Origin of the sequence: Chelatococcus sp. XZ-Ab1 (genome assembly GCF_029309855.1) — a bacterium.
GTDB classification, from domain to species: Bacteria; Pseudomonadota; Alphaproteobacteria; order Rhizobiales; family Beijerinckiaceae; genus Chelatococcus_A; species Chelatococcus_A sambhunathii.
The window spans coordinates 17,107-29,312 of record NZ_JARKII010000016.1 but is presented as its reverse complement, the minus strand read 5'-3'; the positions used below and the strand labels follow the sequence as shown (position 1 = coordinate 29,312).

12 protein-coding genes are annotated in these 12,206 nt (G+C 68.2%); 1 reads left to right on the top strand and 11 read right to left on the bottom strand.

All coding sequences use genetic code 11. From position 1 onward, the window contains the following. Window positions 1–21 precede the first annotated feature (21 nt). On the bottom strand, window positions 22–945 hold the full coding sequence (locus P2T65_RS19160) for a LysR family transcriptional regulator (RefSeq protein ID WP_276200494.1): 924 nt from the start codon (window positions 943–945) through the stop codon (window positions 22–24). A 115-nt stretch (window positions 946–1,060) separates the two neighbouring features. On the opposite strand from P2T65_RS19160, the gene P2T65_RS19155 reads away from it, so the two are divergent. Then, complete coding sequence (locus P2T65_RS19155; protein WP_276200493.1) at window positions 1,061–1,939, top strand: alpha/beta hydrolase; 879 nt, start codon at window positions 1,061–1,063, stop codon at window positions 1,937–1,939. A gap of 284 nt (window positions 1,940–2,223) precedes the next feature. Here the strand turns inward: P2T65_RS19155 and P2T65_RS19150 are convergent, their stop codons facing one another. The 10 genes from P2T65_RS19150 to P2T65_RS19105 all read right to left on the bottom strand — a co-directional run bounded on the left by P2T65_RS19150 (window position 2,224) and on the right by P2T65_RS19105 (window position 12,201). Next, window positions 2,224–2,871, bottom strand: coding sequence for a TetR/AcrR family transcriptional regulator (locus P2T65_RS19150; protein ID WP_055459392.1), 648 nt, complete (start codon window positions 2,869–2,871; stop codon window positions 2,224–2,226). A gap of 10 nt (window positions 2,872–2,881) precedes the next feature. Beyond that, window positions 2,882–4,708 (bottom strand): AMP-binding protein, encoded by a 1,827-nt coding sequence (locus P2T65_RS19145; RefSeq protein ID WP_071923455.1) that lies wholly within the window; start codon window positions 4,706–4,708, stop codon window positions 2,882–2,884. A gap of 14 nt (window positions 4,709–4,722) precedes the next feature. Then, on the bottom strand, window positions 4,723–5,532 hold the full coding sequence (locus P2T65_RS19140; protein ID WP_276200492.1) for an ABC transporter ATP-binding protein: 810 nt from the start codon (window positions 5,530–5,532) through the stop codon (window positions 4,723–4,725). A 23-nt stretch (window positions 5,533–5,555) separates the two neighbouring features. Continuing rightward, on the bottom strand, window positions 5,556–6,716 hold the full coding sequence (locus P2T65_RS19135) for an ABC transporter substrate-binding protein (RefSeq protein ID WP_096335358.1): 1,161 nt from the start codon (window positions 6,714–6,716) through the stop codon (window positions 5,556–5,558). An 84-nt stretch (window positions 6,717–6,800) separates the two neighbouring features. After that, a complete protein-coding gene (locus P2T65_RS19130) occupies window positions 6,801–7,841 on the bottom strand; it encodes a branched-chain amino acid ABC transporter permease (RefSeq protein ID WP_276200491.1) in 1,041 nt (346 codons plus the stop codon). 2 nt (window positions 7,842–7,843) lie between these two features. After that, complete coding sequence (locus tag P2T65_RS19125) at window positions 7,844–8,725, bottom strand: branched-chain amino acid ABC transporter permease (protein ID WP_063189384.1); 882 nt, start codon at window positions 8,723–8,725, stop codon at window positions 7,844–7,846. After that, window positions 8,722–9,555: an ABC transporter ATP-binding protein gene (locus P2T65_RS19120; protein WP_063189382.1), complete on the bottom strand. Its 834-nt coding sequence runs from the start codon at window positions 9,553–9,555 to the stop codon at window positions 8,722–8,724. The genes P2T65_RS19125 and P2T65_RS19120 overlap by 4 nt, the downstream gene beginning before the upstream one ends. A 258-nt stretch (window positions 9,556–9,813) precedes the next feature. Further along, window positions 9,814–10,815: a helix-turn-helix domain-containing protein gene (locus P2T65_RS19115; protein ID WP_276200490.1), complete on the bottom strand. Its 1,002-nt coding sequence runs from the start codon at window positions 10,813–10,815 to the stop codon at window positions 9,814–9,816. Beyond that, window positions 10,812–11,375 carry an isochorismatase family protein gene (locus P2T65_RS19110; RefSeq protein WP_276200489.1) on the bottom strand — a complete coding sequence of 188 codons (564 nt, stop codon included), beginning with the start codon at window positions 11,373–11,375 and terminating at the stop codon, window positions 10,812–10,814. The genes P2T65_RS19115 and P2T65_RS19110 overlap by 4 nt, the downstream gene beginning before the upstream one ends. Before the next feature lie 163 nt (window positions 11,376–11,538). Then, the gene (locus P2T65_RS19105; protein ID WP_063189376.1) at window positions 11,539–12,201 is read right to left on the bottom strand and encodes a peroxiredoxin; all 663 of its coding nucleotides are present in this window, start codon (window positions 12,199–12,201) and stop codon (window positions 11,539–11,541) included. Window positions 12,202–12,206: the final 5 nt, after the last annotated feature.

Here is a 12,206-nt window from a genome sequence, read left to right as displayed (position 1 = left end):
GCCCGATTGTCGAAGGCCCTCTCAGGACGCGACGTCCGCCTTCAAGCGCGCAAAGGCGGCCCGCAGGCGCGGGATCGCGAAATCGACGAAGGCGCGCACCTTCGGCACCGAAAGGCGGCGCTCGGGGGTGATGAGGTGGACGGGAAGCGGTGGCGGCTCGTCGGCCTCGAGAATGATCGCGAGCTCCCCGGCCCGCACCTTCTCGGCCACGTGATAGGAGAAAAGCCGCACGATGCCCCGCCCCTCGGCAGCCGAGGCGACCGCGGCACGGACGCTGTTCACCACCAGGCGCGGCGCGAAGGAAACGGCACGGGGCAGGCCGGACCGGCCGGCCGGCGGAAAGCTCCAGGAATCGATCCCGCCGAGCGGCACCGTCACGATCCGGTGCCCGGCGAGGTCGGCCGGGGTCCTGATCGGCGGGTGGGCCGCAAGATAGCGCGGGGCGGCGGCGACCACGCGGCGCACCTCGCCAATGTGCACGGCCACCATGGAGGAATCGGGCAGATGCGCGATGCGCAGCGCGACGTCGATCCCCTCGTCGATGAGGTTGACCGGACGGTCGAGCAGATCGAGCCGCGCCGAGACCTCCGGGAAGGCGTCGAGAAAGCCGTCGAGGACGGGGCGCAGCACCTCCTCGCCGCTCACCACGGGCGCCGTGACGGCCAGGGTGCCGCGCGGCGCCGAGCGCTCGCCCGCGGCCAGCATGTCGGCCTCCTCGAGGTCCGTGAGCACGCGCCGGCAGGCGGCGGCATAGCGCTCGCCCGCCTCGCTCAGCCGGATGGAGCGGGTGGTGCGGTGGAGGAGAGGAACGCCGACATGGCCTTCGAGAAAGCTGATCGCACGGCTCACGGCGGCCGGTGAACGGCCGAGCCGCCGCCCGGCGCCGGCAAGGCTGCCTTCGTCGAGGGCGGCGACGAACACCCTCATCGCGTCGATGCGATCCATGGCCATTCCGAGACGCGGAAGAGTGACCGCCTATTGTCGTGCATTCCGACGAAAGCCGCAATGATGGAAGGTGGCGGCAACGGGCATTTGGCCCGGCAGATACCGGAGAAAAACGATGACCAGCGCCCCTCCCATCGCCCTGCGCACGGCCCATGTGGGGCCGGTGACGGTCTTCTACCGAGAGGCGGGCGACCGGCGGAACCCGACGCTCCTGCTGCTGCACGGCTTCCCGACCTCGTCGCACATGTTCCGCCGGCTGATCCCGCTGCTCGCCGACCGCTATCACATCGTCGCGCCGGACCTGCCCGGCTTCGGCTACACGTCGGCGCCGCCGCGCGGCGAGTTCGCCTATACCTTCGACAACCTGGCGCAGGTCGTCGAGCGCTTCACCGATGCCATCGGCCTCACCCGCTATGCGATCTACGTCTTCGACTACGGTGCTCCGGTGGGGTTTCGCCTGGCGCTCGCCCGCCCCGAGCGCATCACCGCCATCATCTCGCAGAATGGCAACGCCTATGAGGAGGGCCTCGGCGAGGACTGGGCGCCGGTGCGCCGCTACTGGCAGGACCCGAGCCAGGACAACCGGGATGCGCTCCGCCCCATGCTGACGCTCGACGGCGTCAAGTGGCAGTATGTGCACGGGGTGCCCGATGCCAGCCAGGTCGCACCGGAGGCCTACTGGCTCGATTACGCGCAGATCAGCCGCCCGGGGAACGACGAGATCCAGCTCGACCTGTTCGGCGACTACGCCAACAATGTCGCCATGTACCCCCAGTTTCAGGCCTATTTCGCCGCGCGCAAGCCGCCGTTCCTGGCGGTGTGGGGACGCTGGGATCCCTTCTTCCTGCCGCCGGGGGCCGAGGCCTACAAGCGCGACAATCCGAATGCCGAGGTGCATCTGCTCGACACCGGGCATTTCGCGCTCGAAACCCACGCCGAGGAGATCGCCACCTTCATCCGGCGGTTCCTGGAGCGTAGCGTTCCGCGGAGCTGACGATCGCGCAGGCCCCAAAGGTCGAGACTGCCCGGGACCAGGGAACTTGCGTCCCGGCGCCCCGGCCCGGCGTGGAGCTCTTACGGGTGAAGGGCAAGCGGGCAGAGATAAAGTGCCCCGCCGGGCCGGGCGGCCGGGCGGGGCAAGTGAGGCAACAGGCAGAGTAGGCGGAAGCCACTCCGCATCCGGGCGATAGGCCCGGACCTCATGGGGGTGCAGCGCACCGATTCGTCGTGGAACAGGATCCACGCCGAAGCTGGTGTGAGGCGTGCCGGCGCTTTGCCTCAGGGCGCGGCAAGCGCTCCGGCCGCTGCAGGCGGATTGGCGATGCCGTGGACGAGGACGTCGATGAGCTGCCGGGCGACCGTATCGACGTCAAGGGGTCCGGTGTGGTTATACCAGCGGGCGATCCAGCTGAGCGCGCCGGCGCCGGCGAAGGCGATGAGCTTGGGGTCGCAGGCGCGGATGGAGCCATCCGCGATGCCATCCTCCACGACGCTGCGGAAGCGATGGTCGATCTTGCTCTTGAGAGCGCGCAGCTGCCGCCGCGTCTCCACCGGCAGCGGGTCCTCGCCGACGAGGATCAGGCAGCGCCCGAAATCCTCCGTGACGATGCGCGCATATTCGGTCCACAGCGCGATCAGCCGCGCGAGGCCGGTGCCGCCCGGCAGCACCGTGCGGGACGCCGCGTCGAGACGCTCGAGGCCAATGCGCACGCATTCGAAGAGGATCTCGTCCTTGCTCCTGACGTAATAATAGATCGTCGGCTTCGAGACGTTCAGCCGCTCGGCGACATCGTCGAGCGAGGTCTTGTGGAAGCCCTGCTCGTTGAAGGCGCGCGCGGCCGCGCGCAGCACCGCCTCGCGCTTCATCTCGCGGTCGCGCTCGCGCTCCTTCCGCGTCTTCCAGGGGGACAGCCCTGTGCTGGTCATGGCCGCCCTCTCATGCCACGCGCGCCGCGGGCGCATAGAGCGCCTCGATCTCGGCGGCGTATTTCCTCGCGATATTGGCACGGCGGACCTTCATCGTCGCCGTCACCTCGTCGTCGTCGTGGTCGAGCTCCTTGGTGAGGAGGTGGAAGCGCTTGATCTGCGCCACAGGAGCGAGCTCGGCATTGGCGCGCTCGACTTCCAGGGTGACGAGTTCGCGCACGCGCGGGTGCTCGGCGAGGCTGCGGAAATTGCTGAAGCCGATGCGCTGGCTCTCGGCCCATTGCGCCACCGTCTCGCCGTCGATCTGGATGAGCGCGGTGACGTAGCGGCGCCCGTCGGCCACCACGATGCATTCCTTGATGTAGGCGCTCGTCTTGACCGTGTTCTCGATCTCCGACGGGCTCAGGTTCTTGCCGCCCGCCGTGATCATGATGTCCTTGAGGCGGTCGACGATGCGCACCTGTCCGTCGACGAAGGCGGCCACGTCCCCCGTATGCAGCCAGCCGTCGCGCAGCACCGCGCGCGTCGCCTCCTCGTTGCGGTAATAGCCCTCGAAGACGAGATCGCCCCGGACCAGCAACTCCCCGGCCTCGCCGAGCCGAACTTCGGCACCGGCGACGGGCTCGCCCACGGCGCCCGGCACAAGGTGGTCGAGCCGCTGCCCGGTGACCATGCCGGAGGTCTCGGTGAGGCCGTAGACCTCGACCAGCGGCACGCCCAGCGTGCGGAAAAAGCGGACGATGCGCTGCGGGATGGGCGCGGCGCCGGTCAGCGCCACCTTCACCTCGCGCAGCCCGATGAAGTTCTGCAGCGCGCGGAAAATGAGCGCGTAATAGAGCGCGAAGACGGCCCGCTCGCGCCAGTTCCTCTTGCCCTTCGGCTTCTCCGCGAAGGGCTCGCAGGCGCGCATGCCGGCCTCGAACAGGCGTTTGCGCCAGCCGCCGGCCTCGGCCAGCTTGATGTGGATGGCGGAGTGCAACTTCTCCCAAATGCGCGGGACGCCGAGGAAGAGGCTCGGCGCGACTTCGCGCAAATCCTCCTGCACCGTCCTGATCGACTCGCCGAAAGAGACGCAGGAGCCGGCATAGATCGGCGCCATGGTGCTCAGCATCTGCTCGGCGACATGGCACAGCGGCAGGTAGGACAGGTTGGTCGTCGCTGCGTCGAAGCCAAGGCGCTCGATGGTGCCGGCCGCCTCGGCGCGCATGTTGCGGTAGCTGAGCATTGCCCCCTTGGGCTTGCCGGTGGAGCCCGAGGTGTAGACGATGAGGGCCGTGTCCCCGAGCTGCTGGCGGGCAAGGCAGGCATCGATCTTGCCGGGCTCCAAACGCCCCTGTTCCGCCCCCAGCCGCTCGAGCTCGGCGAAGGTCGTGATCCGGTCCTGAGGATAGTGGCGCAGGCCCTTGGGCTCGATGACGACGATGCGCCGCAATTGGGGCAGTTCGTCCAGGCGCTCCAGCACCTTGTCGGTCTGCTCCTGGTCCTCGCAGACGACGATTTCGACGCCGGCATGGCCGAGGACGTAGGCGACCTCGTTCGCCGGGCTCGTTGGATAGACGCCGATGGTGACCGCGCCGACGAGCCCGGCTCCGAGTTGCGCCAGCACCCATTCGGCGCGGTTTTCGGAGAGGATGCCGACATGACCGCCCTCGCCGAGGCCGAGCGCCCTGAGGCCGAGCCCGACATGGGCGGCGCGGCTGTAGTAACCGCCCCAGGTGATAGGCTGCCAGATGCCGAAGTCCTTCTGCCTGAGGGCCAGGCGGTCCGGCATCGCTCGCGCGTTCTCGCGCAGCATCTGCGGCAAGGTCAGCGACGGCAGTTCGGGAGCGGGCGGCATCTCGGCAACCTTTCTCACGACAGCCAGCGCTTGCGGCGCTTGTAGTGCTTGACGTCGCGGTAGCTCCGGGCGTCGCCTCCGCCACCGAAGCCGAGGTAGAACTCGCGCACATCCTGATCGTGGATGAGCTTGTCGACCGATCCCTCGATCATGAGCTTGCCCGTCTCCATGATGTAGCCCTGGTGTGCCACGGCGAGGGCAACCGTCGCGTTCTGCTCGACGAGCAGCATGGAGACCCCCTCGTCCGCATTGATGCGTGCGATGATCGTGAAGATCTCCTCCATCATCTTGGGGGCGAGGCCGAGCGAGGGCTCGTCGAGCAGGATCAGCGACGGCTCGGCGACGAGGGCCCGGCCGATGGCGAGCATCTGCTGCTCGCCGCCGGAGAGGTAGCCGGCGAGCCCCTTCCGCCGCTCGTGGAGGCGCGGGAAATAGCTGTAGACGCGCTCGAAGGACGGTTTCGACGCGCCGCGCCCGGTGAGGGCGAAGGTCGCGGCAGTCAGGTTCTCCTCGACGGTGAGATCCTCGAAGATGCGGCGCCCCTCCATGACGTGGAAGAGCCCGCGCCGCACCAGCGTGTGCGGCGCGAGCGCAGCGATGTCCTCTCCGGCGAAGCGGATGGCGCCACTCGTCACCGCCCCGTCCTCGATGGCGAGCAGGTTGGAGACGGCCTTCAAGAGCGTCGACTTGCCCGCGCCGTTCGAGCCGAGCAGGGCGACGATGCGCCCCTTCGGCACGACGAGCGACAGGCCGCGCAGCACCTGGATCGTGCGGTTGTAGACGACCTCGATGTTGTCGACCTCGAGCAGGTGCGGCGCGGCCATGGCTTCTTGTCTCCGTGCTGCCGTCACGCCTCGAGGCGGATCCAGTCGGAGGCCGGCTTCATCTGCTTCGCCTTGCCGTCGAAGGCATAGATGCGCCCGATCGGCACGGAATTGCCGGGGATCGATATCGGCACGCCGAAGAGGCCGCCGGTGTCGAAATCCTTGATGCTGTTGAGCCCGGCCTTGAGATTGGCGCCGGTCAGCTCCTTGCCAGCGGCGAGGGTGCGTTTCGCTGCCTCGCACATCAGGAGCGCGGTGACGAAACCCTGCAGATAGGCCGTCGACTGGTATTCGGGCCGCATCTGCCGGATCTTCTCCAGCATCGGGCTCTCACCCTCGGTGTCGTAGTAGTAGCGATAGGGCATGACGCCCATGAAACCATCGGCCGCCTCGCCCATGCGCTCGACGGTGGAATTGTCCATGCTCCAGAAGGTGCCCATGAACCGGCTCGCGAGGCCCATCTGCTTGGCCTGGGCGATGAACTCGGGTATGGGCGCCAGCACGTAGCCGTGGAAGATGGTGAAATCCGGCCGCGCCCGGCGCAGCTTCAGCACCTCGGTGGAGACATCGACGCTGCCCGGCGGCGTCACGATCTTCTCCACGACCTCGAGGCCGAGCGTCTTGGCGAGCGCCTCGCTCGGCACGATCGGATCGCGGCCGAACTCCGTGTCGGAATAGACGAAGGCGAGCCTGGCACCGGCCTTCTCGTTGGCGATGTAGCGCAGGAGGATGCCGAACATCTCCGAATAGTCGGGTCCGGCCATGAACTGCAGGGGATATTTCTTGGGATCGTTGAGCTCGCTCGCAAATGAGGCGCCGGCCATGAGGATGGAGCCGCGGCGCTCGAGCTCCGGGTTGATCGTTTTCGAGAAGCCGGTCGAGTCGCCGTAATAGAGCGACACCTTCTCCTGGCTCGTGATCTTGTTGAAGGCCGCCACCGAGGCATCGACCTTGTAGCCCGTGTCCTCGGCGACGTACTTCACCTTGCGGCCTTCGACGCCGCCGGCGTCGTTGACGATCTTCAGGTAATCCTGGATGCCGGCGTGGATGCCGATGCCCGCGAAGGCAAAGACGCCGGTCAGCGGGATCGAGCCCCCGAGCACGATCTCGTCCGCGACCTGCGCGGCGAGCGGCCGGATGCCGAGGGCGAGTCCGGCCCCCGCTATGGCACCCGCCGAAAGCACATGTCTTCTCGTCCAATCCCTCATCTTCTGCCTCCCTATCCTTGGCCGCTCTTGCCGGCGGCTCCACGCGAGATTGCCGGCTCCTCAGGTTCTGAAGGGCCAGAGATGGAAAAAGCGGCGGATGCGGCGCCAGATTTCCGCGAGCCCGTGCGGCTCGAAGATCAGGAAGCCGACGATGAGCGCGCCGAAGACGATGGTGCGCACCGGCGCGAGCAGCGCGAGCGCATCCGGATAGAAGGGCGTGACCAGGCCGGCGACGAACTTCAGCAGCTCCGGCACCATGGTCATGAAGACGGCGCCGAGGATGCCGCCGAGGATGGTGCCCATGCCGCCGACGATGATGGCGGCGAGGTAGAAGATCGAATTGACGAGCGGGAAGCTCTCCGGCGTCACGACTCGGAAGAAATAGGCCCACAGCCCGCCCGCGAGCCCGGCGTAGAAGGACGAGACGGCGAAGCTCATCAGCTTGTAGCGCAGCAGCGGGATGCCAAGCACCTCGGCCGAGATGTCACGGTCGCGGATGGCGATGAAGGCCCGGCCGACGCGCGTGCGGAAGAGATTGGCGGCGCCGAGCACCATGAGCGCCGTCACCGGCAGGACCAGCCAGTAGAGCTGGAACGGCTGGTCGAGCGCCAGGCCGAAGAGGCGGGCCGGCGGCATCGACAGCCCCTGCATGCCGCCCGTGAGCGGCCAATGCGCGAAGACGAAGTGGAGGACGACCGAGGCGGCGATGGTGGCGATGGCGAGATAGAGGCCCTTCACCCTGAGGCTCGGGATGCCGACGCCGATGCCGACGAGCGCCGTCAGAAGCCCGCCGACGAGCAGATTGAGGAGGAAGGGCGTGCCGACATGGATCTCGAGCACGGCGACCGTATAGGCGCCGACGCTCATGAAGGCCGCCTGGCCGAGGCTGACGAGGCCCGTATAGCCCGTGAGGATGTTGAGCCCCGTCGCGCTCGCGACATTGATGGCGCACAGGCAGGCGAGGAACAGCCAGTAGGGGCTGGCGACGAAGGGGAAGAGGACGGCGGCGGCGCAGGCAAGGAGGATGAGGAGCTTCTGCAGGCGGGTGTCGAACAGCGCCTCGTCGGCCGCATAGCTCGTTTTCAGCGTGCCGATGCGCATCGTCAGAGCCTCTCGATCTCGTGCGTGCCGAAGAGGCCGTAGGGTCGGATCATCAGGATGAGGATCAGGATGCTGAAGGTGACGAGGAACCGGTACTCGCCCCCGAGGAAGGTGCCTGCAAAGGCCTCCACCACGCCGATGAAGAGCCCGCCGACGAGCGCGCCCGCCATGGAATCGAGCCCGCCGACGATGACGACGACGAGCACCGAGAGGCCGAAGACACCCATGGTCGGCGAGATGCCGCCGATGGCCCCGACGAGGACGCCCGCCCCGGCGGCGACGCCGCAGGCGACAATCCAGCTCAGCGAGAAGACCCGCGGCACGTCGATGCCGACCGAATAGGCCGCCGCCTGGTCCGCCGCCGTCGCCTTGAGCGCCACGCCGCCACGCGAGAAGCGCAGCCCCAGCACGAAAGCCGTGACGACGACCATCGCGGCGAGGAAGCCGTAGGCGACCTTGGGCGCGACATAGGCCTCGCCGATGAAGATCGGCGCGCTTGGCAGGAATTCCGGCAGGCGCAGGGGATCGGCGCCCCAGACGATCTGCACGAAGCCGGCGAGGATGGAGCCGAGGCCGATCGTCACCATGAAGACGGAGATGGGGCTTTCGCCCAGCATCGGCCGGATCAGCCCGCGCTCGACGACGGCGCCGACCAGCGCCCCGGCGAGGATGGCGGCCGGCAGCGCGACCCAGGCGGGCAGGTGCCAGCCGGCGGCCGCGCCGAAGAAGGCATAGCCGCCGAGCATCAGGATCTCGCCGATGGCGAGATTGACCACGCGCGTCGCCTTGTAGATGAGCACGAAGGCGACGCCGGTCACGGCATAGAGCGCGCCGGAGCCGAGCCCGGCCAGGAACACCTCGGCGAGGAAGAGCCAGTCCGTCATGCAGCCTCCGGTCCGCTGAGGCGGCGGCCGAGGTCGCCGGCACCGAGATAGGCCGCGACGACCGCCGGATCCGCCTGGACCGCGGCCGGGCCGCCCTCGGCGATCACCTGGCCGAAATTGAGCACGACAACGTGATCGGAGATGTCCATGACCATGCCCATGTCGTGCTCGACCATGAGGATGGTGACGTCCCATTCCTCCTTCACGTCGAGGATGAAGCGGGCCATGTCCTCCGTCTCCTCGCGGTTCATGCCGGCGACGGGCTCGTCGAGCATCAGCAGGCGCGGGCGCATGGCGAGGGCACGGGCAAGCTCCACCCGCTTGCGCAGACCGTAGGGCAGCGTCGCCACCGGCGCGTTGCGGATGTGCTGGATCTCGAGGAAATCGATGATGCGCTCCTCGATCTCCGCCCGCAATTCCAGCTCCTCGCGCCGCGCACGGCCACGGTAGACGAGCGCGTCGAGAAGGCCGGTGTGCATATGGGCGTGGCGGCCGAGCTTGATGTTGTCGAGCACCGTCATGCCGCGAAAGAGCGCGATGTTCTGGAAAGTGCGTGCGAGGCCGAGGCGCGCGCGCTCAGGCGGCGCCGTGCCGGCAAGGCTCCTGCCCTCGAAGATGATGTTGCCGGAGCGGGGGCGGTAGAAGCCCGAGATGGTGTTGAAGAGCGAAGTCTTGCCGGCGCCGTTCGGGCCGATGACCGCGGTGATCGACCCGCGCCGTACCGAAAAGGAGACGTCGGTCAGTGCCCGCACGCCGCCGAAGGCGAGCGACACGCCCTCGACGTCGAGGATCACGTCGCGCGCCGCCTCCGTCACGGGCAGCCCTCGCATCGCAGCGCGCGTTCGCCGATCGCATCGGGGAAGCACGGCCGGCTCAGCGCGATGACAGCGGTGGTACACACCGTCGCCCGCGGGACCGGCCTCTCGGCCTGCTCCATCGGATCTCCTCCCGCCGTGGCTCCCGCGATCGTTATGCGCCGCCGGTAGCTACGTTACCGAAGGATCATGAGGCTACTCACGAGTAGCGTCAACGGCTCCGCCGCGTGCGCGGATGCCCAGCCGAGGATTGCCATCGCTGCGCCGGTGGAGCTAGCGGAACGAAGCGCGCAGACGGGCCGGCGAGATGTCGTGCAGCCGGTTCCAGACCCTGCGGAACTGGCGCGTCGAGGAGAATCCTGAGCGCTCGGCGACGCTCTCCATCTCGAGCCGCGAGCCGATCACCAGCTCCCGCGCGAGGGCGATGCGCATCCGGTTGACATAGTCGGTCACACTCATGCCGGCGTGGTCGTTGAACAGCCGCGACAGGTTGCGCGGACTGGTGGCGGCGACTTCCGCCAGCGCCTCGACCGACCAGTCCCGGGCGGGATCGGCGCCCACCGCATCCTGCGCGCGGTGGATCGCCGGATGGAGATGGTTGCGCCCCTCCAGCCAGGGCGACAGCTGCGGATCGCCGCCGGCACGGCGCAGGTAGACAACGAGATCGCGCGCCACCGCGAGCGCCGCCGCATGGCCGGCCTCGCGGGCGACCAGCGCCAGCATGAGGTCGATGCCGGCCGTGACGCCGGCGCTGGTCAGCCGCTCGCCATCCTCGACATAGAGCCGGTTCTCCCTGACCCGCGCCCTTGGGGCAAGGCGCATCAGCTCGCCAAGCGTCGCATGGTGCGTGGTGCATTCATGGCCGTCGAGCAGCCCTGCGCGGGCGGCGAGCAGCGCGCCGGAGCAGATCGAGACGAGGCGGATGCCCGGGCGGATCACGCGCTGCAGCCAGGAGACGATCTCGGCCTCGAGCGGAGCGTCATCGGCACGCGAACCGGCCGGGGCGCCGAGGGGCTCGTCGGCCGATCCGGAGATGACGACGAGGGCATCGTCGGGAAGGCCGTCGGGCAGCGGCGCGACATTCGCCACATCGAGCCCCACCGAACTCGTGACGCACGGCGCCGGGCCGACATAGCTGACCACGAAGCGCACGGCGGCCTGATCGATATTCGCCCGCCGCAGCACCTCCATCGGCCCGGCGATGTCGAGCAGCAGCGTCCGTGGCGGCACCACCACGATGACGGGGACGATGCGCGGCTGCCCGGTGAGGCTCATGCCGCCGCCTTGTCCGTCCGGCCGGCGAGCGCCTCCTCGACGGTGGCGATGCGGGCGAAACGCCCCGCCAGCACCAGCTCCGTGCGGGCGCGGATCTCCGCCGCGCTCCACTCACGGCCCGCCGCATCGGTCATCGGGAAGGTCAGCGTGGCCTCGCCGACATAATCGACCGCATAGCCGAGATCCGAGGCATGGCGCGCCGTCGTCTCGCAGCACTGCTCGGTGCGGATGCCGGAGACGATCACCCGGCGGATGCCGTTCTCGGTCAGCCATACGTCGAGGCCGGTGCCGACGAGCGCGCTGTGGCGCCGCTTGCGGAAGACAATATCCGGCGCGACCTGGAGCGGCGCGAGGGCCCTGATGAAACCCGATTCCTCCGAGAAGACCCCCATCCCTTCCACGTGGAAGATCTGGACGACGGGCATGCCGGCCGCTTTCGCGCCATCGATCAGCGCCTGCTGGCGCGCGATGTAGGCCGGCAGGCCCTCCTCGCGGAAATAGGACCGGTGCCGAAAGGATTCCTGGGCGTCCACGAGGAGAAGTGCCGTATCGCGAGCCATTTCGCTGTCTCCTGAGCTGATCATGACGCGACAATAGCGCCCATCCGGCGGAGCGAAATGGTCGCCCCGGACGAAAGAGGGACAATTCGCGCCATGGACTTCGTGGCCGCGGCGGCGGGAGGTCGGCGCCCGGACGGCGATGCCGGGCACCGCGACGGGCCCGTCACATGCGGGGCTGGGGCACGATGCGGATGTAGGGCCGCGGGGCGGTCCAGCCGTCGGGATAGATCGTCCTCGCCTCCTCGTCGGGCACCGAGCCGGCGATGATGACGTCGTCGCCCGCCTTCCAGTTCACCGGCGTGGCCACCCGGTGCTTGGCGGTGAGCTGAAGCGAGTCGATGACGCGCAGCACCTCGTCGAAATTCCGGCCGGTGGTCATCGGATAGACGAGGATGAGCTTGATCTTCTTGTCCGGCCCGATGACGAAGACGTTGCGCACCGTCTGGTTGTCCGCGGGCGTGCGGCCCTCGGAGGTGCTCCCGGCGCTCGCCGGCAACATGCCATAGAGCTTGGAGATCGACAGATCAGGATCGCCGATCATCGGGAAGTTCGGGGCATGCCCTTGCGTGTCACGAATGTCGTTCGCCCAGCGGGCATGGCTGTCGACCGGATCGACGCTCAGCCCGATGATCTTGACGTTGCGCCGGTCGAACTCGGGCTTGACCCTGGCCATGTAGCCGAGTTCGGTCGTGCAGACGGGCGTGAAGTCCTTCGGATGGGAAAACAGCACGCACCAGGAATCACCGATCCAGTCGTGAAAGCGGATACGGCCTTCAGTGGTCTCGGCCTCGAAATCCGGCGCGACGTCACCGATCATGCGTGTCATGGAGC

Coding starts and splice junctions, on each gene's coding strand:
- P2T65_RS19160 (WP_276200494.1), bottom strand. CDS start 945: ATGGATCGCATCGACGCGATGAGGGTGTTCGTCGCCGCCCTCGACGAA.
- P2T65_RS19155 (WP_276200493.1), top strand. CDS start 1,061: ATGACCAGCGCCCCTCCCATCGCCCTGCGCACGGCCCATGTGGGGCCG.
- P2T65_RS19150 (WP_055459392.1), bottom strand. CDS start 2,871: ATGACCAGCACAGGGCTGTCCCCCTGGAAGACGCGGAAGGAGCGCGAG.
- P2T65_RS19145 (WP_071923455.1), bottom strand. CDS start 4,708: ATGCCGCCCGCTCCCGAACTGCCGTCGCTGACCTTGCCGCAGATGCTG.
- P2T65_RS19140 (WP_276200492.1), bottom strand. CDS start 5,532: ATGGCCGCGCCGCACCTGCTCGAGGTCGACAACATCGAGGTCGTCTAC.
- P2T65_RS19130 (WP_276200491.1), bottom strand. CDS start 7,841: ATGCGCATCGGCACGCTGAAAACGAGCTATGCGGCCGACGAGGCGCTG.
- P2T65_RS19125 (WP_063189384.1), bottom strand. CDS start 8,725: ATGACGGACTGGCTCTTCCTCGCCGAGGTGTTCCTGGCCGGGCTCGGC.
- P2T65_RS19120 (WP_063189382.1), bottom strand. CDS start 9,555: ATGCGAGGGCTGCCCGTGACGGAGGCGGCGCGCGACGTGATCCTCGAC.
- P2T65_RS19115 (WP_276200490.1), bottom strand. CDS start 10,815: ATGAGCCTCACCGGGCAGCCGCGCATCGTCCCCGTCATCGTGGTGGTG.
- P2T65_RS19110 (WP_276200489.1), bottom strand. CDS start 11,375: ATGGCTCGCGATACGGCACTTCTCCTCGTGGACGCCCAGGAATCCTTT.
- P2T65_RS19105 (WP_063189376.1), bottom strand. CDS start 12,201: ATGACACGCATGATCGGTGACGTCGCGCCGGATTTCGAGGCCGAGACC.